Genomic DNA, 24,146 nt, shown 5'->3' with positions numbered 1-24,146 from the left:
TGTTGGCATTTGGAACTAGGCAAAAGTAAGGGCAGAATCCAGAATCAGGTAATTGGTATTAACCTTTCCTACTGATTTTACCTTAATTTGATTTGCGTCATATTGCTGAAATACCCAATTTGCCACCCGTTCCTAACGCTATTATACCTTTATTATCAATATGGCATTTACTGAGCAGGATCAGGACCAGATTCTGGTACAGGGCGTATCGCTCGACCAGATTGACCAACAGATAAACTATTTCGTTCACGGCTTCCCATTCCTAAACGTCATCAAAGCCGCTACTATTGGCGATGGTATCGTTCGAATTGAGGAAGACCAGATACCGGCCTACATTCACCGCTTCGATGCGGCTGCTCATGAGCGTGATCTGGTCAAATTCGTGCCGGCTTCGGGAGCCGCGACCCGAATGTTTAAATCGCTGTTTGCCGCCATGGATGGCAAATCAGACAAATCGGTCGATGAAGTGTTTGCCCGACTGACCGACTTTGCTTTTTATGAAGACTTGAAAGCCGCAATGGCAGCCAAGGGCCAAGATTTGGACAAAGCCGTTGCCGAAAATGAGAGGAAAACCGTTTTACAGTTTTTACTGACTGACGAAGGTCTGGAGTACGGCAGTTTGCCCAAAGGCTTACTTAAATTCCACCAATACATTGACGGTCCTCGTACACCGGTAGAAGAGCATTTGGTAGAAGGAGCCGCCTACGCCAATTCGGATGGATTGGTTAAAATCCATTTCACCGTCTCGCCCGAACACCGCGACCGGTTTGAGACACTAATTGACGAACAGAAAGCCGATTACGAAGCCTGGCTGGGTGTTACCTTCGATATTACGTTCTCTGAACAGAAAAAATCGACGGATACCATTTCGGTAAACCTGGACAATTCGCCTTTCCGTAACGCTGATGGATCACTATTATTCCGTCCGGCGGGTCATGGTGCACTGATCGAGAATCTTAATGATATTCAGGCTGACATCGTTTTTATTAAAAACATTGACAATGTTGTTCCTGATGAGATTAAAGAGCCAACTGTAACCTACAAGAAAGTGCTGGCAGCCGTATTGCTCGATGCTCAGCAACAGATTGCCCGGATACAGGGTTTGCTGGACAGCGAAGAGGTGAGTGATGGTTACCTGGCCGAAGCCGACGAGCTTTTCCGCCGTACCCTATTTACGCTACCTCCAGAGGGCTTCGAGGACTTGTCGAAAGAGGAGAAGGTAGGTTACTTCCGTCGGAAACTGGATCGGCCTGTACGTGCCTGCGGGATGGTAAAAAACGTTGGCGAACCAGGTGGTGGGCCATTCTGGGCCAGAAATCAGGATGGTTCCGTTTCGTTACAGGTGGTTGAGTCAGCTCAAATTGACTTAGCAAACCCAGCCCAAAAAGCCATTTTTGATGAGGCTACCCACTTCAATCCAGTTGATTTAGTTTGTGGACTGAAAGACCATAACGGACGCAAATATGATCTTCCTGCTTATCGTGATCCACTAACGGGCTTCATTACAGCTAAATCGAAAGATGGAAAAGATCTCAAGGCGCAGGAGTTGCCCGGCCTATGGAACGGCGCTATGGCCGACTGGAATACGATTTTCGTAGAAGTACCCCTTATTACGTTCAATCCGGTAAAAACGGTTAATGATCTGCTACGGAAAGAACACCAACCAGCGTAAAGTCGATTAGTTAAAAGTGAAGTAGGTGTAGTAAGTGGCTGACGCGAAAAGCAATACAATCGCGTCAGCCACTTACTACACCTACTTCACTTTTAACTAATAACTTACCTTAGGCAGTCATTCGATTCGCTGACGATTCAACCAATTCGGCGGTATTAGTGCCTATGGGAATTTCTTTCGTTTCGAGTGAAGCCGGATTCTGGAACGTTAGCAAGGTTGTATTTTCATATACCCCGAGGTTCGCATCCCGCACCCGCTCCATAATAGGTCGTAGTGCGCAAGTGACTTCGTCGTTGCAGTCATCACACTTCACATAGAAGTTAAACGATACGCAGGGAGTTGGTGCAATGGGCCCATCAATTACGCGAAGTACCTGCGCCAGATTTACCCGACCCGGATCAACACGTAACAGATAACCACCGCCTTTCCCCTTCTGACTCTGCAGAATACCGTGGTTACGAAGTTCCAGGAGGATAGCCTCTAAGAATTTTTTGGGGATATTTTCTTTCGCTGAAATGTACGAAATCAGGACGGGACCTTTCCCGTACTCTTCAGTCAAAACCTTAAGCGCCTTAATGGCATACTTCGCTTTCTTAGAGATCATTGTTACGGTGACTAAGGGTGTTATAGTAAATGGTAATGCCTGTAGTTTGGCAGGTACTACTTGAATGCATGTGGGCAAATTAGTAAGTACTTCACATTCAGCCAAAACTTATTAGGCTTCCGTGGAAAATGTTTCAAATAAAGGAACATTTTCTTGACTTATATCTCCACTTCTACAAGTTTAATGCCGAACATTCACAAATATCCTAAAAGTTCATCGACTTACTTGGGTACTGAGCGAAAAGGTGATTTTGACGTAACGCATCTGCAAGCGAACAAGGTAAGATCAACCATTAAAAAATCGCAACTCATTTACCAAACGGCCTCTATTACCAATAGATTATACACAAATACCCGTCCTTAACAATTTCTTAATTATACATACCTCTTTCATAACATACAGCTAACAGGCCCAGTGTGGTTTTCCATGAATTTTGCACTGGAAATCACCAATATAGTTTGAAATGAAATTACTTGTTCCTTCTGTACTAGTTGCACTTATCCTTTTTATAGCCCCATTGGCCACCTGGGCACAAGTAACGACCAGCGGGCTTAGTGGACATATTACCGATGCCAAGAAAGAAGCCCTGGTTGGAGCAACGGTACAAGCAGTTTACACGCCAACTGGCACCAAATATGCCGCTGTTACAGATATTGACGGGCGATACCGTATTAATAATATGAATGCAGGTGGTCCTTACGAAGTCGTTGTCACCTATGTAAGTTATCAAACCGCCAGTCGTAATGATGTTGTACTTCAACTGGGCGAAACAACTAATCTTAACTTTACCCTTCAGGATGCCAGCACACAACTAAGCGAAGTTGTCGTGAAAGCCAATCGGGAAGCAGAACGGCAGGGAGCAGGTCTCAGCGTGAGTGGAGAAACCATCCGCCGGTTACCCACTATTTCGCGGAGCCTGACCGATATGACGCGTTTATCGCCACAGGTTAATAATAACAACTCATTTGCGGGTACGAACTTCCGGTATAATAATGTAACCGTAGATGGCGCGATCAATAACGACGCCATTGGTTTTAGTCCCTCGCTAGGCGGATCAACCGGCACATCAGGCCAACCGGGTTCGAGTACACGTACAAATCCAATTAGCCTCGATGCCATTCAGGATATTCAGGTTGCCGTGGCACCGTTTGATGTACGCCTGGGTAACTTTTTGGGTGGATCGGTCAATGCAGTAACACGCAGTGGCACCAATGAAGTAACAGGTTCCGTTTATGGATTTACCCGAAATGCCAGCTTAACCGGCTCATGGAATGGTGCATCGGATGCCAAAGAAAAGCTGCCCAGTACATTTTACGAGTATCAAACAGGCGTCCGGGTAGGGCTTCCGCTTATCAAAAATAAACTCTTTTTCTTCACCAACGAAGAAATTACCCGTAGGCAGGACCCCGTCCAGTTTCAGGCTGGTTCACCCAGCTCCTTGATTAAAGACGTTGCCGTTGCCCAGCAAATCAGCGATTTTGTCAAAACAAACTATGGCCTTGATGCTGGTTCGTATGGCGACTACTCGATTTATGCTAAAAGCACGAAGTTATTCAACCGTATTGACTGGAATATTAATGACAAAAACCAGTTGAGTATCCGTAACAATACGGTGTTTTCAGAAGCAACGAACCTGGAACGGGATGCACAAAATTTCCGGTTTGGTAGTATCAACTTTAAACAGACCAACAATCAAAGTAGCACAGTTGCTGAGTTAAAAAGTCAGTTTGGTGGTCGGGCGTCAAACAGTTTGATCCTGGGTTATTCAAACGTTCATGATTTCCGAAACACCTTATCCAATGTCAGGACCTTTCCACAAGTTGAGATTGCCTATAATGGCGGTACCATATTTTTAGGAAATGACCGGGAAGCATCGGTATTCAACCTGCGTCAGAAGACCTTTGAGGTAACCGATAACTTTACCTTCTATCTGGGAAAAAATACCTTTACGGTTGGTACACACAACGAATTTTACACGATCGACTACGGGTTTGTCAATTCGCCTAACGGACGGATTTCTTACGCAGGTACAGGAGCTATTGCCGCTTCGAATACGCCTGCCCGAAGTGGTTTGGATAATTTCTTCCTCAAATTACCGAACCGGGTTCGAGGCTCCTACCCCTTTGGTGATGCCACGAACAACCTGGATACGCAATTCAACAATCCATATGCACACTTCAATGTCAACCTGATGAGTTTCTACGTTCAGGATGATATTCAGCTTAGCGACCGTCTGAAGCTTTCTCCTGGTGTTCGTTTCGATTACTCAGGCCTGCCAAACAAGCCAACGCTTAGCTCACAGGTAACGGGGTCGGCTGGTGATCCAACGAATATGGGTACTACCTATAGCTTCACACCCCTAAACCAAATTACCAATAGCTTTTTGAATAATGTTCAGATTTCCCCTCGCTTAGGCTTTAACTTCGATGTAAAGGGCGACAAAAGCGTAGTTATTCGGGGTGGAACGGGCCTGTTTACCGGTCGGATTCCATTTGCCTGGTTAGGCTATGCGTTCTACAACAATGGCGTAGGCTACGGTGCGTATGACTTTAATAACAACGCCACGGCAACCACCAAACTGGTAGGCGACCCACTTGTTCCGAACGGCGGATTACTGATCAATAATAACCCAGCCAACGGCGGTGTAACCCGGACTCAGGTCGACCTGATTGACAATAATTTCAAAATGCCTCAGATGTTCCGCAACAACATCGCCGTCGATTATACAGTAAATGGCTATAAGCTTACCGTTGAAGGTTTGTACACGAAAGTGATTCAGGACCTGAAGTTTCAGCAGGTAAATACCAAAGATGTAGTTCGGTATTACAGCTATGATACGCAACAACAGCAGCCAATTTATGTAGCCGCAAACGGATCGGCGGGTGCTCAGCGGATCGATAATAATTTTGCGAACGCTTACCTGTTATCGAACACCAATAAAGGGTATCGGTACAGTATTACGGCTCAGATCCAAAAGAACTACGCTGCTGGCTTCGGGTTTTCAACAGCTTATACCTACGGAAAATCGTATGACCTGACAAACGGTATCCGAAATTCAATGGAATCGAACTGGCAGTTGAACCAGTCATTGAACCCAAACAATCCCCAGCTAGCTTACTCAAATTTCGATATTCGGAACCGCATTGTGGGTACGATCAACTACCGTAAGCTATGGAATCCACGGAATGCGACTACCGTTACGTTGTTCTACGCCTTACAATCGGGCACACCATTTTCGTGGGGCTATATCAACTCAACTGTTGATGGAACAGGACAGGCCAATAGCTTAGCCTATATTCCTAAAGACCTGACCGAAGCGCAGAAGCTTTTACCAACAGGAACACAAGCAACTGACTTTATGGCCTTTGTGGAGTCAGATTCGTATCTAAAAACACGTAAAGGAACCTTTACCGAGCGTAACGGTGGACGTACACCCTGGAACAATACGATGGATCTGCGGTTTCTGCATGAGTTCAAATTGAAAGGCCGTCAGTCGATTCAGATCAGCTACGACATTATTAATTTCCTGAATCTGCTGGACAAAAAACTGGGCTATTCTTATTTCTCTCCCAACACATTCAACTCGACGGCATCGATTGGTCTCTCTCGGACAAACAACCCGACAACCGGCGACCCAACCTTTACCTGGTCAGCTCCGGCGGCTCCCTATTCAATTGATCCGCTTGGTTCACGCTGGCAGATGCAGATTGGCGCGCGGTATACGTTCTAAACCTAGTTTCACTTTCTTGTTATCACAAATCGCCCGGCTGAATAGTCGGGCGATTTGTGATATGACTATTTTCTGTTGTTACTGTTCACGCTTGGCTTCGCCAAGCGTGAACGTTATGAGTAAACTAGAGATTTACCTTGAGCTATTGGGATTCTCCACAAAAGAAAAAACCAGAACAAGGCTCTGGTCTTTCGTGCGACACCAATATGAAGAATTAGAGACAGTTTGCCTGTTTGTGCAAGACTATTTCTAACAAAGGTAATCGCCTGGTATTATATGAATGTTACGCCATTATTACGCTTGCGTTATACCTAATCAATCACCCCGTTTTGCGGAGCGCTTTGGTTCTCTTTCCAAAAACCATTGACAAATTGGTACTGAATTTTATTGCCTTTTTTCAATAAGAATGTTGGGATTTGTTCTAACTCAAGCGGTTGGGCGGGCAATACGCCTTCACTCAGTAGATGAACAGCCTGAGTCGGGAGATTTTCTTTCTGTGCCTTTCGAACGTTAAACACCACAATACCATCGCGTCGGAGGGCTGGCAAATCGAGCTTAGCGAGGTCAGCTGCCGAATCGAGTGTATCTGGGTACATATAAGCCGGAACCAGGGTTAAACCGGTGGCGTCGATTTCTTCCAGCCCGTAAAACGTTGACAGATCGCCAATATCGTCAACACTGCTCTTGTAGTAAAATGCGCTTGCGGATTTACTATTGACTTCATTATGATTGATCCCAATATCCACAATAACAGGTCGGCCTTCCCGGATGACGGTTGCATTACGAATAAGTACGTCGAACAGCGCACGGCCATTTTCGGGAATAGCCTGATAATCTGTACTATTTTCCTGCTTGTAGGATCCATCGGCGATGGCTTTCAGAGCGGTCAGAATGGCAACAAAATTTAGTTTTCGAATGGTCATCTTTTCTGGATCGCCTTTAAAGCCACCCGACTCAATCAGGATCAGCGTAGTACCCCATTTCTGAATATTGTCGCCGAAAGCGCGTGGCTCAAACTCATCGTCATAGCGGGCAACTTGCCCAGGCACAAACTGTTGTAACGCCCGATTCATGCCTACAATGAGCTGCATGGAACGCTGCCGAACGTCGTTAATGTTTCGCTCTTCATCGTAGGCGGTTGCCAGAAACGACACCACCGCCTGTTTCCCGGTTTTACCTACACCGTAGCGTGGATTTTGGTCGTGCAGATTAAAGCCCACCAGCGGTTTAAGCGTTTGTTGTAGATTTTTCAGGAGCGCTCCTTCGGGGGTTTGCAGACGCAGGGCATCCCGGTTCATGTCGATATCCGTAGCCGTTCTTCTCTGAAAGCGCTCAGCTCCATCAGGATTGAGCATCGGGACGAAATACAGGCTTGTGTTAGCTAATATTGTCTGCCTTAGCTCATCGAAACCATCGTTTTTTGCCTGAAGAAAGTTAAAGATATCGAACATCGCCATCGTCGCCGTGGCTTCATCACCATGCATCTGGCTCCAGAGCAACACCTTGGTTTGACCTGTTCCAGCTTTTACCTGGTGGATCGACCGTTTCTCCAATGACTCTCCCACCTGACTGACGGCGAGCGGGCCACCCAGCGCATTTAGCAACGACAGAATATCTTTATGCTTGAATCGACGGTGTGTAAAGCTTTTCTCTTTAAACGTCTCGTGTGCGTCATGCAACTGACGTGATAAATCCTGGGCTTGAAGGGGTAAACTCATTACTAGTGTAAGCAGTAAAACTACATGTATGTATTTCATAGTTTATTGAACAAACTTATAAACCTCGTCCAAGCCAAAGTCCACCCGTCGAAGCCAATAAACAGAGTAGCACGTTTAAGCCGATATTCAATAAGGCCGCGCCAATACGACCATTTTGTAAGAGTACAACCGTATCATAGCTGAAACTTGAAAAGGTACTAAGTCCGCCACAGAATCCTACGCCAATCAATAAACGAGCTTCCTCACCCGCCGACCGATTAAGTACCCACCCTACCACCGCTCCCAATATAAAGCTGGCCAATACATTGACAAACAGAATAGCATTGGGAAAGAGCGACCCGGTGAGCGTGGCTGGAATCAAACGCCCAGCAACGTAACGCGCCAAACTACCAACTCCTCCACCTACGAAGACTAGCACATAGGGATGCATCAGCAGGATTCTCATATGGGCAAACTTACGAAAAAACGCTAATTCGACAGAGTTGGCATGCAGACGACATGGATACATCGGATTTTCACCGGATTTTATTCGCGCAAATCCATTGTATCGGCGTCATCTGCAAGCCAATCCTGCTAGCAAGCGACTTTTTCGCTATTATTGTACAATACCAGCTCCCTCCTACTTGCCGGACTATGGCCCAGAATCAACTCAAAAAATTGTTAGGCGTCGGTTTTGGCGTAGCCGTTACTATTGGTGGCACTATTGGTACGGGTATCCTTCGGAAGCCTGGCCCTATTGCCCAGGACATTGGAAATCCAACCCTTATTATAGCCGTTTGGCTGATTGTTGGTGTGTATGCCTTAGCCGGTTCATTATCGGTAATGGAACTGGGCACCATGCTACCCAAAGCAGGAGGCTGGTACGTATATGCACGCAGGGCGTTTGGCAATTATGCCGGTTTTATCATTGGCATTAGCAGTTGGCTTGGCAGTGTATCGGCTATGGCGTTCGGAGCAGCGGTCATGAGCGAATATATGGGTTTGCTTTCCCCATCGCTCGTTGCGTATCAAAAAACCATAGCTATAGGAATTTTAGTAATTTTTGTGGCTTTTCACTCCATTGGGGTGCAGTTTGCCAGCCGGGCACAGGAGGTAATGAGCGTACTGAAAGGCGTTGGTTTGCTGGTGTTTGTGCTTGTTTGCTTTATTATAACACCCGGTCAACCTGTAGCTGTTTCGACCAGCAACATAAGGCCGCTGGCCGAAGGGGGCGTCTGGTTAGGAATTCTGGCTGCTCTCCAATCCGTTTTTTATACGTACGATGGCTGGCACACCGCGGCTTATTTCACTGAGGAGGACGTAGACCCGAGCAGAAACCTACCCCGTTCAATGATTAGCGGGGTTTTATTGATCATTGGTATTTATATCCTGGTCAACCTCGCCCTGCTCTATGTTCTTCCTGTGGAGACGCTGGCGGGTTCGAAACTACCCGCTGCCGATGCCGTTCAGGTACTGTTTGGTCCAGGCAGTGCCCAGGTCGTCACGTTCATGCTGATGATCTCGATCATGGGCATTATCAACGCACAGATCATGTTTAACCCGAGAACCATATTCGCCATGGGTCGTGATGGGTTATTTTTTCGGTTCGTTACGCATGTGAACTCAGGAGGTACACCCACGTACGCGACCATCCTCACGGCAGGAGCTTCCACCTTAATGATCCTGACCAATACATACAGTAAACTCTCCGACATTGCTACGTTCTTTTTCGTACTCTGTTACGCATCAGCTTTTGCTGCACTACTTCGGCTCCGTCAAACAGAACCCGAACTCCCCCGGCCTGTGCGGGCGTGGGGGTACCCTTTTACTACTTGGGTCCTGCTCATTGCCTCGCTCGCTTTTCTACTAGGAGTTATTATCGGCGATTTTTCGAGTAGCTTATATGCGGTTGGATTCATAGCGGTGAGCTATCCGGTGTATTTGTTAATCAAGCGATAAGCATTCGTCAGTGGGTAAAGTGGCCATTTCTTTGGCTTATGCGTTTAGGTTCGTTCCTTACTCAAACGCATAGGTTGTTATGAATTCCTTACTCCTTCGATTTACAGGTCTCTTTTTTCTGGTCCATTCACTTGCTATCGCGCAAGTGGATCATTTGGCCACATTTAATAAGCTGCCTGATCATCCCCGGTTGTTGTTGCTGAAAGGAGAAGAAGAAGCCATCAAACGTACCATTGGTGCCGATAAAACCTGGGGAAACCTGCATCAGGCTATTCTGACAGCGTGCGATGCGCTGATTGATGCGGCTCCCCTGGAACGTATTAAAATCGGGCGACGTCTGCTTGATAAATCACGGGAAGGCCTACGCCGGGTGTTTTATTTATCCTACGCCTGGCGACTCACCCATCAGGACAAATACCTGAAACGGGCCGAAAAAGAGCTGTTAGCCTTAGCAGCGTTTGAGGACTGGAACCCCACCCATTTTCTGGACGTAGCCGAAATGACGATGGCTGTGTCGATTGGCTACGACTGGCTGTATACTGATTTATCAGAGCAGTCGCGGGCCATTATAAAGGAAGCCATTTTAAAAAAGGGAATTGAGCCCTCACTAGATACGAAATACAACAGTTGGCTTAAAGCAACGCACAATTGGAACCAAGTTTGCAACGCGGGTATGGTCTATGGGGCATTGGCTATTTATGAAGACCAACCAACATTGGCCAAAAGCACTATTAACCGAGCCATTGAGTCGGTGGTATTACCAATGGGCGATTATAGCCCTAACGGAGCTTATCCGGAGGGATATAGTTACTGGGGCTATGGTACCAGTTTTAACGTGATGCTCATCAGTGCCATTGGCAAAGCGTTCGGCACGGATTTCGGGCTGACGGACCGCCCCGGCTTTTTAAAAACAGCCGGTTACCTGGAAAACATGACTGGTCCATCAGGCAACGCGTTTAACTATTCTGATTCGGGATTAAGTGGCGAGTTACAGCCAGCCATGTTCTGGTTTTCTCAAAAATCAAAAGACCCATCGTTATTATGGGTAGAACGTAGTCGCTTACAGGCTGATGACCCGAAGAAGCATATTCGAAATCGGCTGCTTCCGGCCATTATGCTCTGGAGTAATGGCGTGGGTATGAATGCTATTGGTGACCCCAAAAGCACCATCTGGGTTGGTGAAGGGCGCAATCCGGTGGCGCTCATGCGTACCTCCTGGTCCAATCCGGCAGCAATTTTTGTGGGATTGAAAGCCGGAAGTCCGTCAGTCAATCACGCACACATGGATATTGGCTCTTTTGTGATGGAAGCCGATGGCGTTCGTTGGGCGATGGATTTTGGGATGCAGGAGTACGAATCGTTGGAATCAAAAGGGGTAGATTTATGGAACAGCAAGCAGGACTCGCAACGCTGGCAGATTTTCCGATACAATAATTTTGTCCATAACACCCTCACGGTGAACAATAGCTTGCAACGAGTTATTGGGAAAGCCGCCATTACGAGTTACTCGAACACACCCCTGTTCATGAATGCCACAACGGACTTAACGGATGTCTATCAGGAATCAGTGAAAAAAATTAACCGGGGCGTAGCCATTCTGAACAAAGAGCAGGTTGTGGTACGGGATGAGATCGAAACGACAGCGACAGAAACAACGATACGCTGGACGATGCTGACCCCCGCAACAGTTATCCTAACTGGAAACAAAGCCGAATTGACGAAAGACGGTAAAAAGCTCTTTCTACAAGTTGACGAACCCGCCCGTATAGAACTAAAAACCTGGCCAACCAATCCACCCCACGACTACGACGCCCCCAATCCGGGCACATTGCTGGTTGGGTTTGAGGTAACACTACCCGCCAATACCAAATCGGCATTTACCGTTCGTTTAACGCCCGAAAAATCAGTGAATAAATCCCAACAAAACGTGCGGCCATTATCACAATGGCCGCACTAAAAGGGTACTTTAAGGCTACAAAATTCCCCGAGAGGCCTTAATACGATTCGTAAGTATAGGTAAGAACACTTACAATTGTCCCATCTTGTTTTGTAGTACGCTTTGTAGGCAATCCTTGCGAACTGTATTCATATTCATACGTAGTAACCGGCGTATTACTAAATGAACTGCTCGAACTTTTAACTCTATTATTGCGGCTGAATCGATCTAAGGGGTCGATATCAGGGTCTAGCAGCCCAAAGAACGGGTTAATTTTATCATCATACTCATACGCAAATACGCCCGCGTTAAAATGCCCTCCCACGTACGAGTAAGCCCCTCTTGTAATATTTTCTCCCGTATAGGTAAATGTAAAAAAATCGCCTGACGGGTTAACGTTGGGATCTACACTGTATATAGTACTGATATGCCTGTTTGCATCAAAAGTATACTGATAGTTCTGGAAACGGTAATTACCGGGCCTTGAGTTGACCAGGCTATACTTTGTGGCTGAAAACGTAGTGCCATCCAGATTACGGGGATATAGGGTTATTGCACCAGTTGTCTGGTCAGCCGGGTTAGGGAGCTGAACGAATAACGTGTTGTCTAAACCGTTCGCGGAGTATTTATGGTCAGGGTCACCATAGGAAATAATGCCCAGACTACCATCTGCTTTAGAAATAGAAGCCAGCCTGTTCTGGCTATCGTAGGTGTAGGTCGTATTAAGTCCACCGCCTGCAACGGTTTTTAGGCGAAGACGAACAGGAGATAAAGATCCACCCAAGCGGTGGTCGGAACAGGCGAACAGGCTTACCAAAAAGCCTAATGCAATTACAAGAGGTGTGATAGAGGTACGCATACAGGTAAATGTGTTGAGTGAGATAATCGCTTCTCAAAAAAAATACTATTCACCCACATGTCCATCGAAGCATCTACATGTTTTTGTTCAAATTTATCTATCGGTACAGTTCATTCTTAATGAGCGAAGTAAGGTTCTGAGTTTGGTAAGTTACCACACTCAGAACCGTTCATGGATCTCCTTCAACAACTCGCCCGTTCGTCGACGCATTTCACTGACAGTCTGCGTAAAATTATTGTGCATGATACTGAAATATAGCACCTTCCCAGATTTGGTTAATACATAGCCACTTAAGTTATATACCCCGGTCATAGAGCCTGATTTAGCAAAAATGTAGGGTTTCCCATCCATAGCCAGGCTCCGTAACGTTCCCGATTGCCCGGCTGCGGGCAACAACGCAAACAGGCGTTGCTGAGGTACTTTGGCATAAATCAGGCGGAGTAAATCAATTAGCACGTTCGGCGTAAACACATTGTAACGCGACAGCCCAGAACCATCAACCCACCGGGCTGCCCCCACGGGTAGGTGCAATACACTATCCACCATTCGGCGTATCTCTGTAGTTGGTATGAGGGTTGAACCTCCTCGCTCTGCCGAAGCCATAAACAACACCTGTTCGGCAAATTGATTATCACTTACATATAGCATTCGTTTGTAAAGTGAGTCTGTCGATGAGCCCCGTATCAATCGGGCATTCGGTGTTAGGGGATGGTTTACAATACCAATAGTTCGGTGCAACGTGTCGGCTAGTAACTGGGCTGCCAACTCTGCCGACCATCGAAATGGCACATCTTGTCGTGCTGATTTGCTACTGGCTGAATACGTAAATTGATTACTAAACTCAGATCGTTTAACACCGTTAACTGCCTTGCCATCGGCAGAAATATGAATGCTATCCACAAATCGGTGGGGACTCGCCGTAACGACGGACGGAAGCCCATTTCGAAAGCGGACTACGTTACCATAAATGGGTAGTGACGCTAACTCTGGGGAGTAATCGTCATTGTAATCATCCCAGGCCCAACCCGGCCCGAAACGGGGACCGGTATAATTTGCTGCGGAGAAAAATAGCCGTTCCGGGCGTTTTCGCAGAAAAGATAGCGCGGTTGTATCCGGCAGATCAGGGTGAAGCAATAATGGATTTCCGGTTCCCCAGAAAATCAGTGAATCGCCATTCGTAACATAGCGCAATACGGGGAGTGAGTCATGCAATGACAGCAGTCCCGTATAGAAACTAAACAATTTGGTATTCGATGCGGGTGTAAAAGGCTTATCCGCATTGTACTGAATCAGAGACTTTTGCCGCGCAGGATCATAAAGTGCGACACCCGTAAAGTGGTCGGTATAGATTGGATTCGTATGCAGATCGCGGGTGATGCGTCGGGCAGGTGAACAACCAAGAACAAAACAGACGAAGACAAGCGGAAACAATGCTTTCATACACAAGCTTATGTGAATTACTTCGCAATAATAACCTTCTTCGTCAGTATTGATTCCCCTGCTTTTACCTGCATCAGATACAAACCCGTTGGCAACTCACTTAAATCGAATTCCTGGCTCAGCAACTTCCCACCTACTGCTTTCAGCGTTACGTTTCGCAACGCTTGCCCAGTCAAGCTCCTAACCGTCACACCTACTTCAGTAATCGGCTTTATAAATTCCGCTTCTACCCGCACAACACCATTGCTAATGGGATTGGGGTAAAGTTTAAATGAGCCTTCACGAATAGGCTCTTCGGCTAAGACTGGGGGTAGTGCCTGTACGAGTAGGTTATCAATAGCCCAACCCCATCCGTACGAGAATTGATCAGCCACCAGGCGAAAGCGGATCAGAATCTGATCCCCCGCCCGGAAGGCACTTCCCTGGCCGAGAAGCGGTATTTCCCGTCGTCGGTACATGCTCGGAAAACCGCTAGCTTTTGAGTTTCGCTCGCCGTATACTCCGGTTACCAAATCACTAGTATACGCTGTTAACCACTCGGGACGCGTATTTGCGCTATAGGCATCTAGTAATGGTTTCCAGGTTTGACCATTGTTGCTGGAACCTTCAACCACTACGTAATCGTAAAAATTAGCATCGCCCGGATGGCTCCCCACCGTACCCGGCTCAACCAGCACGATTTCATCGAACCGAATAAACGCGCTATCCGGGTTCGCTTTTATTCGAATCGGTGCCAACAATACATACTCGTTACTGCTCTGTGATTGGAAATCACTCCCATTCCGATACGGGTGTTCCGAATGGATAGCGCCATCACCGAAACTAGACGGAGTTGTGATACTAAATCCATTCCCGGCAAAATCACGTGCCGTTGTAACATCATTAAATAGATTGACGTACTGGTCACGCACAGTTTGTGTAGCCACAACTGTAAGTTGATAGAAACCAGATGATGGATTAACAGCCTGATTTTTTGCGCGGGACCCATCCTGGGCAACAATACGGTACGTGATCTTGTCTCCCGTTTTGAGCGAATTAGCGGGAAAATTAAGCTGGTTAACGTAAATACTGTCGTACGTATAATTGCCAACAGTTAGTCGATTATAGCTTAGTGGGCGTGTTGGTTGAGCTACGCCATTAATCTGATACTCGACATAGGCACTGGAAATACCAGCGCGGTCGTCGGAAATGCGGGCGTAGATTGGTAAACTGTCGGCAAGAGCCGTGGAGAAAATACTTATTTTAGCAGGCGCGTATCGAATGGTTGGCGGAACATTATCTGGACCCATCTGAACATGATTCCAAACCTGTGCTCCTCCCAGTTGCTTACCCGGATTTGTAAATGTTCGCCCTGATGCATCCTGTGCCTGAAAATAATACCAGACATCGCCCTGCGCCTGGGCAGCAGGCAAGGTATACTGATACACATCCGTAGTACCAACCCGGCTTAGATTTACCGTTGTACCGACTGTATCTTTTGTAGTTGGCAGTGTTTTTCGATACACCAGGCGCATTGAACCTGCAATCAAGGTAGTATCACTTATGATGCGGGTGCTAAGCAGCAGATCTCTGGTATCTTCTGTATTCAGGATCGGATCATGCAGAACGGATGTTGTTTTCCATTCCAGATCGGAGAAAAACCGCATAATAGGCTCTCCCGGCGAATGAATCGACTCGGCCAATCCCAGCTTTGGCGTCATTAACGAGTTAATATTGCCCGGCGGATAGGTATCTTCATCTAAGTGATAAATACTGGAGGCACGAGAAAACAGAGCTTTAGCATGAAGCCTAAGTTTTACTCCTGTCGTTTGCTGTAAAACCTTTCCATTCAGAAACAGGTCATTTCCTGTTAGTTGCTGGTTTAATGCCAGCGAGTTATTTGGAAAATCGTCTTGCGAGGTGACCAGGCGTCTTTTGGGGCCACCACCTCCCCCTGTTTCAATAAAGCAATCGTAGATCGAAGGCAGATCAGCCAGATATTCGCCAAACTTCGGGCTACCTTCTTCCCCTTTAGTATTAAAAAAGCCAATAAAACCCAACCCATGCGCCAACTCATGTAATACTGCCGTAACCATATCGGTTTGCCCTGTTGGCGTTAGGCCATCCGTTCCAAAGTACCATTCATTATTTCGGTTGAAATCGGCTACAATATCGGCTTCGGCAGGACTGTTCAATTCTCGTCGGGCAATTTTTTCGGCCAGCGCAATTGGATAAAAAGCGGTTGCTTTTTGTGCACCATCAAAGTTATAGCGATAGGAAGTGGGGCCGGCCGACCCCAACAAATTCGGCACATCTGAAACCCAATTGGCCTGAATTCGGATGGGCACTGAGGACACAATCAACGTAGACCAAATGTCTACAGCATATTGAAAAGCCTTCTGTGCCTGAGGGGTAAAGTTCGAATAGGTAACGATAAACTGAGCCGTTGGAGCCGCCAGACGCCCCGAAGGGCTTTTCTTATTCAGAAAAACGGCCGGAGGAGGCACCTTTGAAAATGCATCCCGATCGTCTTTATAGTACTTGATTTTAGAGCCCGTCACGGACAGGCTGAGTGGATAGCTCCTCTGTATGTTCGACGTAGGTAAATCTGTTTTCTGAGCAAGTGCCGGATTTGCCAGCAACCCAACTGCAAACAGCAACACCAGCCACTTCCCACGATTCATATAAAACTAATAAGGATTCATCTGATACAAATTTCAGGTCAAAACGAGTATTAATAAGCTACACACGGTCAGGAAATTTTGATTCCACGAATCCTGTCAACCCTAACGCACTGACAGTCAGCAGAATTTAAAAGAATCCATAGAATCAAAATCTACCTAACTATCCCTATTCAGCATCTGCTGTTCGTTTCAGCACGAGCGATACAGAGTTCAGGCAATACCGCATCCCAGTAGGCGGAGGGCCATCGTTGAATACATGGCCGAGGTGTGCATCGCACACATTGCACAACACTTCAACCCGAAACATTCCGTAACTAAAATCTTTTTCCCGTCGAATCCGCTCTTCCTCAATGGGTTCTGTAAAACTCGGCCAGCCGGTACCCGACTCAAACTTAGTTGTCGACTCGAATAACTCCGTACCGCAACAGACACAGGCATAGATTCCAGGATCATGAGCCTCGCAATACTCGCCAGAAAAAGCCCGTTCGGTACCTTTCCCCCGAGCTACCCGATATTGTTCCGGCGTCAGGATTTTCTGCCACTCTTCGTCGGATTTAATAACTTTCTGAATCATAGTCGTTCTGGCTGCTGATTGTGTATTTACCAATAAACGTAAAACTCCATCTCACCGATTTGTGTTTTCAAACCGTAAATTCGCCCAAAGTAAGTGGTTTACAGTATTCGGTTCACGGTATCCGGAGGGCTGACTCATGCACGAACGCGTGAACTCTCGGAAAACCCTAAACCGAATACCGTAAATCGTAAACCATAATTACATTGACCGTCCGGCAACTATTACAGCAGTTTTGGGGATACACCAACTTCCGACCTATGCAGGAAGATGTTGTCAATGCGGTACTAGCGCGGCAGGATACCCTCGTACTGATGCCTACAGGCGGAGGCAAGTCCATTTGCTTTCAGGTACCCACCCTGGCCATGAAAGGGGTGTGCATTGTGGTAACGCCCCTCATTGCGCTGATGAAAGACCAGGTCGAGCAACTTCGTAAACGAGGTATTCCAGCAGCGGCCATTTATTCGGGAATGAACTCCCGTGAGATTGATACCACGCTCGATAACTGTATTTACGGCAACACCAAATTTCTGTACGTTTCACCGGAGCGACTACGGACTGAAATCGTTATTGAGCGTGTCAAACAGATGACGGTTTGCCTGCTGGCGATTGATGAAGCACACTGCATTTCGTCCTGGGGATACGATTTCCGGCCGCCTTATCTGCAAATTGCTGAATTCAGGGAGCTCATTCCCGATACACCGATTATTGCGCTTACGGCTTCGGCAACACCCGATGTTCAGGCCGATATTCTGGACAAATTAAAGCTAAAAGAGCCTGCCGTTTTCCGGCAAACCTTTGCCCGCCCCAACCTGTCGTATTCTGCTGTGCTGGAAGAAAACAAAGAAGCACGACTCTTAAAGATTTTGCAGAATGTACCGGGTTGCGCCGTTGTTTATGTTCGTAGCCGTAGGCAAACGCAAAAAGTGGCGCAGTGGCTCCTAAAGCAGGGAATTTCGGCAGATTTTTACCACGCCGGATTAACCACTCAGCAACGGTCCGAAAAGCAGGATGCCTGGATTCAGGATCAGACCCGCGTCATGGTATCCACCAATGCATTTGGTATGGGCATCGACAAACCCGATGTACGTGTAGTGGTCCATCTAGACGTTCCCGATTCACTCGAAGCGTATTACCAGGAAGCGGGCAGGGCAGGCCGCGATGGTTTGAAGGCCTATGCGGTAATGCTTTACACGCCCGGCGATCTGGAAAGTCTGCGTTTCCGAACCGAGCAGCTTTATCAACCCATTGAGATGCTACGCCGGGTGTATCAGGCGCTGGCCAATTATACGGCTGTACCCGTTGGCGGGGGTGAGTTTAGCAGTTACGACTTCGATCTGGGCGCGTTTGCAGCTACATTTAGCCTGCCCCCACAGGAAACTCATTACGCGCTTAAACAGCTTCAACTAGAGGGATTTATCCAGTTAAACGAAAACTATTTCCATCCCTCACGGCTAACTATTACACTGGATAACAGGCAATTGTATGAATTTCAGGTACTGAACCCGCGTTTCGACTCGTTTCTAAAATTACTATTACGGGTATATGGTGGTGAGTTGTTTACGGATTTTATCACTATCTCCGAATCCAATCTGGCGCGAACCTTTTTGATTAACCAAAGCGAAATTGAGCAACTATTAACCCAGTTGCATCAGCGTAATGTGGTCATTTACGAAAAGCAGAAAGACAAGCCGCAACTCACGTTTCTGACTCCCCGCTTCGACGCCCCCTCACTGCCCGTAAACATGCAGGAGCTAAACCGGAGAAAGGAGTTGGCCATGCGAAAAGTACAGGCAGCTATCCTGTATACCGAACATGTCACCCAGTGCCGAACCCGGCTACTCCAGGCGTATTTCGGTGAAAAACCGGGGGATGCCTGTGGCATTTGCGACAACTGTATCAAAAAGAAGAAATCGGCAGAAACGGTCACAACCGTTGTTCGGGATCAGGTGCGGGAGTATGTCGCACTCGCCAATGGGCCAGGCGTATCGCCTAAACAACTAGCGCATCATTTCGCCCAAACGGATGCTGATTCACTTGCCCAAATTGTAAAACAGATGCTGGCCGAAGAAGAAATCCGGTATAACAAAAACGGCAATCTGACATTAAATTTGGGCTAATCAGGCATCCCAAACGTCCCTATAACCTTACGAAAAGACTCAAGGATTGCAATTTGTCCCATAACCGTGCTGTTCATCCCTTTCAGTTGGAGGTGTCGATTGATGGTCTCTATGTTTGTACTGTCGAACCAAACGAACATAAACCAGTACAACTCATGAAAACGATCATCACCACGGTCATCATCTTTGCCTTACTGATTGTTAACCTTGCCAAGCCTTGTTTAGGCCAACAGTCAACGACCGCTACCTCAACGTCCGTTGGGGCAACATCCGTTGGGGCAACATCCGTTGGGGCAACATCCGTTGGGGCAACCTATTCGCTTACGGTTGTCATACACAATGTGAATACCCGATCCGGTAAACTGTATGTGGGCTTGGGCAATAGTAAGGAAAGTTTTACGGGCCAATCTATCCAGCAGAAAACAATTGATGTGCCAGCTTCAGGCGAAATTACGGCCGTTTTTGAAGGCCTGACGCCCGGCAGATATGCAGTCCGGCTTTTCCAGGACTTGAATGGGAACCAGAAGATGGATTTTTCAGGGCAGATGCCCGCTGAGCCGTTCGGCTTCTCGAATGTTACCATGATGATGGGACCACCCGATTTTGATCAGTCTTCCTTTGACCTGACGGAGAATAAAAGCATTCGGATCCGAGTCCTTGAGATGTGATGAAACTTCGTTCATCAAGAAAAAACTGATAAAGCCTTGATTGGTACAAAACAAACGTTTTATATTTGTGGCCCAATACGGGCTGTAGCGTGCAGCGCCTGGAATGTAGAGGTTGTGACCTTCCAGTTGTGGCATCAACGTAAAATCTGACAAAACGAGTTAAACACTCATGAATAATACGATTAACAACATGATTTGGTGGTGGCATTCTTCTCAACAGGGATGAAGGTTGCCGCTATTGTTGTTTTTCAACAAATTTCCTAAGGCTCACCGTCATCCCGGTGAGCCTTATTTTTTGTCATTTCTAGTCATTAGTTGATCATTCGTGGTCACTAATTACAAGCGCAATGACAACCAATGACGATAAATGACCACTTAATGACTATCAAATGACTACTACCCTTTCGCCAACCACATTCTACCGCGTTGTCAGCCGCCATAAACGGATGCTGGCCGATATTATCACGCCCGTAAGCATTTACCTGCGTATCCGCGATCGCTTTCTGAACAGTATTCTGCTCGAAAGCTCTGATTATCACGGCAACGATAATAGTTTCTCGTACATCGCCTTCGACCCTGTTTCACGGTTTTCGTACGAAGGGAATCAGCTTACGGTTCAGTTACCGGGCGAAACCGAACAAACTCAAACGTTGCCTGTCCACAAAATGCGGGCTGCCCTGCAAGAATTCAAGGATAGTTTCAAACACGAGAAGGCACCGTTTCCTTTCATTACCAACGGCTTGTTTGGCTATTTTGGCTATCCGGCGGTGCAGAGCTTCGAGGATATTACCCTTCATGCGCCTGTACCAACCGAAAATCAGATTCCGGCAGCGGTCTTCACGGTATATCGCTATGTACTCGCCATCAACCATTTCAAAGATGAGCTGTATTTGTTTGAGCACAGTTATCTCCGCGACGGCGACACCGAGCCTGAAAGCACACTTGACTACATCAGTGATCTGATTACCAGTCGCAACTACCCTACTTACTCATTCAGCACAGCCGGACCCGAACAGTCGAACTTCACCGACGATGAGTTTCGAGCAGTTATTCAAAAAGGGAAAGATCACTGCCAGCGGGGTGATGTATTCCAGATTGTATTATCCCGCCGGTTTTCGACACCCTTCACGGGCGACGAATTCAATGTATACCGGGCGTTACGGTCGCTGAACCCCTCCCCTTATTTATTTTACTTCGATTACGGCAATTACAAAATTTTCGGCTCTTCGCCCGAATCACAGATTGTTGTCAAGAACCGTCAGGCCACAATCTACCCGATTGCCGGAACCTTCCGGCGCACCGGCGACGACCTCCACGATGCCGAACTCGCCCAGAAACTCTACGATGACCCAAAAGAATCGGCAGAACACGTGATGCTGGTCGATCTGGCCCGCAACGACCTCAGCCGCAACTGCGACGTTGTAAAAGTTGAGACGTTCAAAGAAGTGCAGTACTATTCGCACGTGATTCACCTGGTTTCTAAAGTGGTTGGCGACTTGACCGAACATGCCGATCCTTTACAAATCGTGGCCGAAACGTTCCCCGCTGGCACGCTCTCGGGCGCGCCCAAGCACAACGCGATGCAATTGATTGATCGCTATGAAAATCTTAGCCGCAGTTTTTACTCGGGTAGCATTGGCTATATGGGCTTCGATGGCGAGTTCAACCACGCTATTATGATTCGAACCTTCATGAGTAAAGACAACACGCTTTATTATCAGGCCGGAGCTGGCATTGTAGCTAAGTCGGTCGTTGAAAGCGAATTACAGGAAGTACACAACAAACTGGCCGCCTTACGGACAGCCCTTGAACAAGCAAAAACAATTTAAAAGGAGAAAGGAGGAACGGGACGAGAGGGACGAAGGATTGTTACATACAGATACGTTTAATTCCTTCTCCCTCTCCTCCTTCCTCCCACTCCTCCCTTTTTTATGAAACTTTTAGTCTTAGATAACTACGATTCGTTCACCTACAATCTCGTCTATATTCTACGAGAGCTAGGGCTGAAACCCGATGTGATCCGGAATAACAAGATTGACCTGGAAGCCGTTGGGCAGTACGACAAAATTATGCTCTCACCCGGCCCGGGCATTCCGTCCGAAGCGGGTATTATGCAGGATTTGGTTCGAGAGTATGGCCCAACCAAAAGCATTCTGGGCATTTGCCTTGGCCATCAGGGTATTGGCGAAGTATACGGTGCCTCACTCGAAAATCTTGGCGACGTTTTGCATGGCGTGGCCCATAAAGCCACCGTAACAGACCGCTCCGAACGACTATTCGCTGATATTCCCGACGAGCTAACGGTTGGCCGGTATCACTCCTGGACAGTCGTACCCGATTCGATGCCCGCTGATTTACGGATTACAGCCGTCGATGAGCAGGGTCGCGTTATGGGCCTTTCGCATACGCGCTTCGATGTGAAAGGGCTGCAATTCCACCCAGAATCGGTCCTAACAGAAAACGGTGTCAAGATGATTGAGAACTGGTTGAAGGCATGAAACTGAATGAAGTTGTTCCCTGGGGTCGAACGTTGGCCGAGTATCGACAGATGTTTCGCTTAACAGATGACGACCTGACCAAACAAATATTGGGCGTCGGTGATGGCCCTGCCAGTTTCAACGTCGAAATGAAAGCCGTTGGCAATTCGGTAGTATCTATCGATCCGATTTACACTTTTTCGGCTCATGAATTAACAGAACGTATTCGGGAGACGTACGACATTGTCATCGGCCAACTGCACAAAAACGCAGATCAGTATAACTGGACAACATTTCGTGATCCCGATGAAGTAGGCAACGAACGCATGAAGGCAATGAAACAATTTCTGGATGATTACGAGGCTGGCCGACAACAGGGCCGCTATCAGGCCACCGCATTACCCAAATTGCCATTTCCAGATCAGTCATTTGATTTGGCGCTGTGTTCGCATTTTCTATTTCTGTATTCGGAACAACTGTCGGCAGCGTTTCATCTTGAGTCGATACACGAGCTACTCCGTGTAGCCAGCGAGGTTCGTATTTTCCCGATAATCGCTTTGAATGGCCAACCATCACCTTATCTAAACAGGGTTTTAACAGCCTGTCAAGAAAAAGGGATTCAGGTAGAAGTAGCTCCTATTGATTATCATTTTCAAAAAGGCGCGCATCAAATGCTACGCCTAGCCAAAACCATTCGGATAAAGAACCATCCGGATAAGGAGACGCAAGGTATTGCGTCTCTACAATAAAAAATAAACCCTAATGAAAGCTATTTTAAACCACCTTTTTGAATACAAGCACCTCACCAAAGACCAAGCACGGGAAGTTCTGTTGGGTATTGGGCGGGGTGAATATAATCCGGCACAGATTGCCTCATTTCTAACGGTTTATATGATGCGCAGTCTGCGTCTGGAAGAACTAGAAGGTTTCCGCGACGCCATGCTGGAACTCTGCCTGCCCGTCGACCTTGCCGCTTATGACCCTATGGACTTGTGTGGTACTGGAGGTGATGGCAAAGACACGTTTAATATATCAACGTTATCATCATTCGTCGTTGCGGGGGCGGGACAGTGTGTAGCCAAGCATGGTAACCACGGCGTTTCGTCGCTGGTTGGATCATCAACCGTAATGGAACGGCTAGGGTATCAGTTTACCAACGATGTAGGCGAGTTGCAGCGTAAGATGGAGACAGCCGGTATTTGCTTCCTGCATGCCCCACTGTTTCACCCGGCTATGAAGAATGTGGCCCCAATCCGAAAGGATTTAGGTGTAAAGACATTTTTTAATGTACTCGGTCCGATGATAAATCCAGCCAAGCCTAGAAAACAGCTTGTTGGCGTCTTTAACCTTGAATTGGCGCGATTATATGCGTACCTTTATCAGCAAACAGACAAGCGGTTTATGATTCTGCATGCGCTGGATGGCTATGATGAGATTTCACTAACGGGACCATTCAAAGTCATTAGTAATCAGACCGAACAGGTGTTGGAGCCAGCGCAGTTAGGCCTTGATATCCAAACGGCTGAATCGCTGGCAGGGGGGCAAACGTTGGATGAATCAGCTCAGATTTTCCTGAACGTACTCAACGACGAAGCGACCTCAGCCCAAAAGCAGGCCGTTCTGGCCAACTCAGCGATGGCGCTACTGGCGGCTGATAAGGCGGCTACCCGCGAAGAAGCTGTAGCCCTGGCCCGAGAGTCATTGGAAAGCAAACGGGCACTGGCATGTTTTAAGAAGTTGATAAATTAGA

General features: G+C 47.2%; 17 protein-coding genes. 10 read left to right on the top strand and 7 right to left on the bottom strand.

Annotation, left to right across the window (positions count from 1 at the left end; all coding sequences use genetic code 11):
* Positions 1 to 160 precede the first annotated feature (160 nt).
* Entirely contained in the window at positions 161 to 1,672 is a 1,512-nt protein-coding gene (locus tag ACYVGO_RS01510; RefSeq protein WP_460967041.1) for a DUF4301 family protein, read from the top strand.
* 109 nt (positions 1,673 to 1,781) lie between these two features.
* Here ACYVGO_RS01510 and ACYVGO_RS01505 read toward each other — a convergent pair whose 3' ends face one another.
* Complete coding sequence (locus tag ACYVGO_RS01505; protein WP_460967039.1) at positions 1,782 to 2,276, bottom strand: RrF2 family transcriptional regulator; 495 nt, start codon at positions 2,274 to 2,276, stop codon at positions 1,782 to 1,784.
* Positions 2,277 to 2,739: 463 nt separating this feature from the next.
* On the opposite strand from ACYVGO_RS01505, the gene ACYVGO_RS01500 reads away from it, so the two are divergent.
* Positions 2,740 to 6,006: a TonB-dependent receptor gene (locus ACYVGO_RS01500; protein WP_460967037.1), complete on the top strand. Its 3,267-nt coding sequence runs from the start codon at positions 2,740 to 2,742 to the stop codon at positions 6,004 to 6,006.
* A 311-nt stretch (positions 6,007 to 6,317) separates the two neighbouring features.
* Here the strand turns inward: ACYVGO_RS01500 and ACYVGO_RS01495 are convergent, their stop codons facing one another.
* Entirely contained in the window at positions 6,318 to 7,763 is a 1,446-nt protein-coding gene (locus ACYVGO_RS01495; RefSeq protein WP_460967035.1) for a M14 family zinc carboxypeptidase, read from the bottom strand.
* Between the two features lie 16 nt (positions 7,764 to 7,779).
* The gene (crcB, locus tag ACYVGO_RS01490) at positions 7,780 to 8,169 is read right to left on the bottom strand and encodes a fluoride efflux transporter CrcB (protein ID WP_142776531.1); all 390 of its coding nucleotides are present in this window, start codon (positions 8,167 to 8,169) and stop codon (positions 7,780 to 7,782) included.
* 188 nt (positions 8,170 to 8,357) lie between these two features.
* On the opposite strand from crcB, the gene ACYVGO_RS01485 reads away from it, so the two are divergent.
* Together ACYVGO_RS01485 and ACYVGO_RS01480 are read left to right on the top strand one after the other, a co-directional pair.
* On the top strand, positions 8,358 to 9,662 hold the full coding sequence (locus tag ACYVGO_RS01485) for an APC family permease (RefSeq protein WP_460967781.1): 1,305 nt from the start codon (positions 8,358 to 8,360) through the stop codon (positions 9,660 to 9,662).
* A 79-nt stretch (positions 9,663 to 9,741) separates the two neighbouring features.
* Complete coding sequence (locus tag ACYVGO_RS01480) at positions 9,742 to 11,619, top strand: heparinase II/III domain-containing protein (protein WP_460967033.1); 1,878 nt, start codon at positions 9,742 to 9,744, stop codon at positions 11,617 to 11,619.
* A gap of 37 nt (positions 11,620 to 11,656) precedes the next feature.
* Here ACYVGO_RS01480 and ACYVGO_RS01475 read toward each other — a convergent pair whose 3' ends face one another.
* The 4 genes from ACYVGO_RS01475 to msrB all read right to left on the bottom strand — a co-directional run bounded on the left by ACYVGO_RS01475 (position 11,657) and on the right by msrB (position 17,134).
* The gene (locus tag ACYVGO_RS01475) at positions 11,657 to 12,457 is read right to left on the bottom strand and encodes a hypothetical protein (protein ID WP_460967031.1); all 801 of its coding nucleotides are present in this window, start codon (positions 12,455 to 12,457) and stop codon (positions 11,657 to 11,659) included.
* Between the two features lie 159 nt (positions 12,458 to 12,616).
* Positions 12,617 to 13,897 carry a D-alanyl-D-alanine carboxypeptidase/D-alanyl-D-alanine-endopeptidase gene (locus ACYVGO_RS01470; RefSeq protein ID WP_460967029.1) on the bottom strand — a complete coding sequence of 427 codons (1,281 nt, stop codon included), beginning with the start codon at positions 13,895 to 13,897 and terminating at the stop codon, positions 12,617 to 12,619.
* A gap of 17 nt (positions 13,898 to 13,914) precedes the next feature.
* Positions 13,915 to 16,560, bottom strand: coding sequence for a T9SS type A sorting domain-containing protein (locus ACYVGO_RS01465; RefSeq protein ID WP_460967028.1), 2,646 nt, complete (start codon positions 16,558 to 16,560; stop codon positions 13,915 to 13,917).
* A 166-nt stretch (positions 16,561 to 16,726) separates the two neighbouring features.
* Positions 16,727 to 17,134 carry a peptide-methionine (R)-S-oxide reductase MsrB gene (gene msrB / locus ACYVGO_RS01460; RefSeq protein ID WP_460967026.1) on the bottom strand — a complete coding sequence of 136 codons (408 nt, stop codon included), beginning with the start codon at positions 17,132 to 17,134 and terminating at the stop codon, positions 16,727 to 16,729.
* 203 nt (positions 17,135 to 17,337) lie between these two features.
* Between msrB and ACYVGO_RS01455 the strand changes: the two genes are divergently transcribed.
* From ACYVGO_RS01455 to trpD, 6 genes are all read left to right on the top strand, one after another.
* Positions 17,338 to 19,251: a RecQ family ATP-dependent DNA helicase gene (locus tag ACYVGO_RS01455; RefSeq protein ID WP_460967024.1), complete on the top strand. Its 1,914-nt coding sequence runs from the start codon at positions 17,338 to 17,340 to the stop codon at positions 19,249 to 19,251.
* Between the two features lie 155 nt (positions 19,252 to 19,406).
* The gene (locus ACYVGO_RS01450; RefSeq protein ID WP_460967022.1) at positions 19,407 to 19,919 is read left to right on the top strand and encodes a DUF2141 domain-containing protein; all 513 of its coding nucleotides are present in this window, start codon (positions 19,407 to 19,409) and stop codon (positions 19,917 to 19,919) included.
* A gap of 389 nt (positions 19,920 to 20,308) precedes the next feature.
* Positions 20,309 to 21,748: an anthranilate synthase component I family protein gene (locus ACYVGO_RS01445; protein WP_460967020.1), complete on the top strand. Its 1,440-nt coding sequence runs from the start codon at positions 20,309 to 20,311 to the stop codon at positions 21,746 to 21,748.
* 102 nt (positions 21,749 to 21,850) lie between these two features.
* Entirely contained in the window at positions 21,851 to 22,417 is a 567-nt protein-coding gene (locus ACYVGO_RS01440) for an anthranilate synthase component II (RefSeq protein WP_460967018.1), read from the top strand.
* Entirely contained in the window at positions 22,414 to 23,145 is a 732-nt protein-coding gene (locus ACYVGO_RS01435; protein WP_460967017.1) for an SAM-dependent methyltransferase, read from the top strand. The genes ACYVGO_RS01440 and ACYVGO_RS01435 overlap by 4 nt, the downstream gene beginning before the upstream one ends.
* Positions 23,146 to 23,158: 13 nt before the next feature.
* Complete coding sequence (trpD, locus tag ACYVGO_RS01430; RefSeq protein WP_460967016.1) at positions 23,159 to 24,145, top strand: anthranilate phosphoribosyltransferase; 987 nt, start codon at positions 23,159 to 23,161, stop codon at positions 24,143 to 24,145.
* Position 24,146 lies beyond the last annotated feature (1 nt).

The organism is Spirosoma migulaei (assembly GCF_054776855.1).
Note: the sequence above shows the minus strand (reverse complement) of the source record. Positions and strands in the feature narration are given on the sequence as shown.

Excerpts from the sequence above, each read along its gene's own strand:
- ACYVGO_RS01440 (WP_460967018.1), top strand. The coding sequence starts at position 21,851 with ATGAAACTTTTAGTCTTAGATAACTACGATTCGTTCACCTACAATCTC.
- ACYVGO_RS01505 (WP_460967039.1), bottom strand. The coding sequence starts at position 2,276 with ATGATCTCTAAGAAAGCGAAGTATGCCATTAAGGCGCTTAAGGTTTTG.
- ACYVGO_RS01510 (WP_460967041.1), top strand. The coding sequence starts at position 161 with ATGGCATTTACTGAGCAGGATCAGGACCAGATTCTGGTACAGGGCGTA.
- ACYVGO_RS01475 (WP_460967031.1), bottom strand. The coding sequence starts at position 12,457 with ATGCGTACCTCTATCACACCTCTTGTAATTGCATTAGGCTTTTTGGTA.
- ACYVGO_RS01435 (WP_460967017.1), top strand. The coding sequence starts at position 22,414 with ATGAAACTGAATGAAGTTGTTCCCTGGGGTCGAACGTTGGCCGAGTAT.
- ACYVGO_RS01465 (WP_460967028.1), bottom strand. The coding sequence starts at position 16,560 with ATGAATCGTGGGAAGTGGCTGGTGTTGCTGTTTGCAGTTGGGTTGCTG.
- ACYVGO_RS01495 (WP_460967035.1), bottom strand. The coding sequence starts at position 7,763 with ATGAAATACATACATGTAGTTTTACTGCTTACACTAGTAATGAGTTTA.
- ACYVGO_RS01480 (WP_460967033.1), top strand. The coding sequence starts at position 9,742 with ATGAATTCCTTACTCCTTCGATTTACAGGTCTCTTTTTTCTGGTCCAT.
- ACYVGO_RS01485 (WP_460967781.1), top strand. The coding sequence starts at position 8,358 with ATGGCCCAGAATCAACTCAAAAAATTGTTAGGCGTCGGTTTTGGCGTA.
- crcB (WP_142776531.1), bottom strand. The coding sequence starts at position 8,169 with ATGAGAATCCTGCTGATGCATCCCTATGTGCTAGTCTTCGTAGGTGGA.
- trpD (WP_460967016.1), top strand. The coding sequence starts at position 23,159 with ATGAAAGCTATTTTAAACCACCTTTTTGAATACAAGCACCTCACCAAA.
- ACYVGO_RS01450 (WP_460967022.1), top strand. The coding sequence starts at position 19,407 with ATGAAAACGATCATCACCACGGTCATCATCTTTGCCTTACTGATTGTT.
- ACYVGO_RS01470 (WP_460967029.1), bottom strand. The coding sequence starts at position 13,897 with ATGAAAGCATTGTTTCCGCTTGTCTTCGTCTGTTTTGTTCTTGGTTGT.
- ACYVGO_RS01445 (WP_460967020.1), top strand. The coding sequence starts at position 20,309 with ATGACTACTACCCTTTCGCCAACCACATTCTACCGCGTTGTCAGCCGC.
- ACYVGO_RS01500 (WP_460967037.1), top strand. The coding sequence starts at position 2,740 with ATGAAATTACTTGTTCCTTCTGTACTAGTTGCACTTATCCTTTTTATA.
- msrB (WP_460967026.1), bottom strand. The coding sequence starts at position 17,134 with ATGATTCAGAAAGTTATTAAATCCGACGAAGAGTGGCAGAAAATCCTG.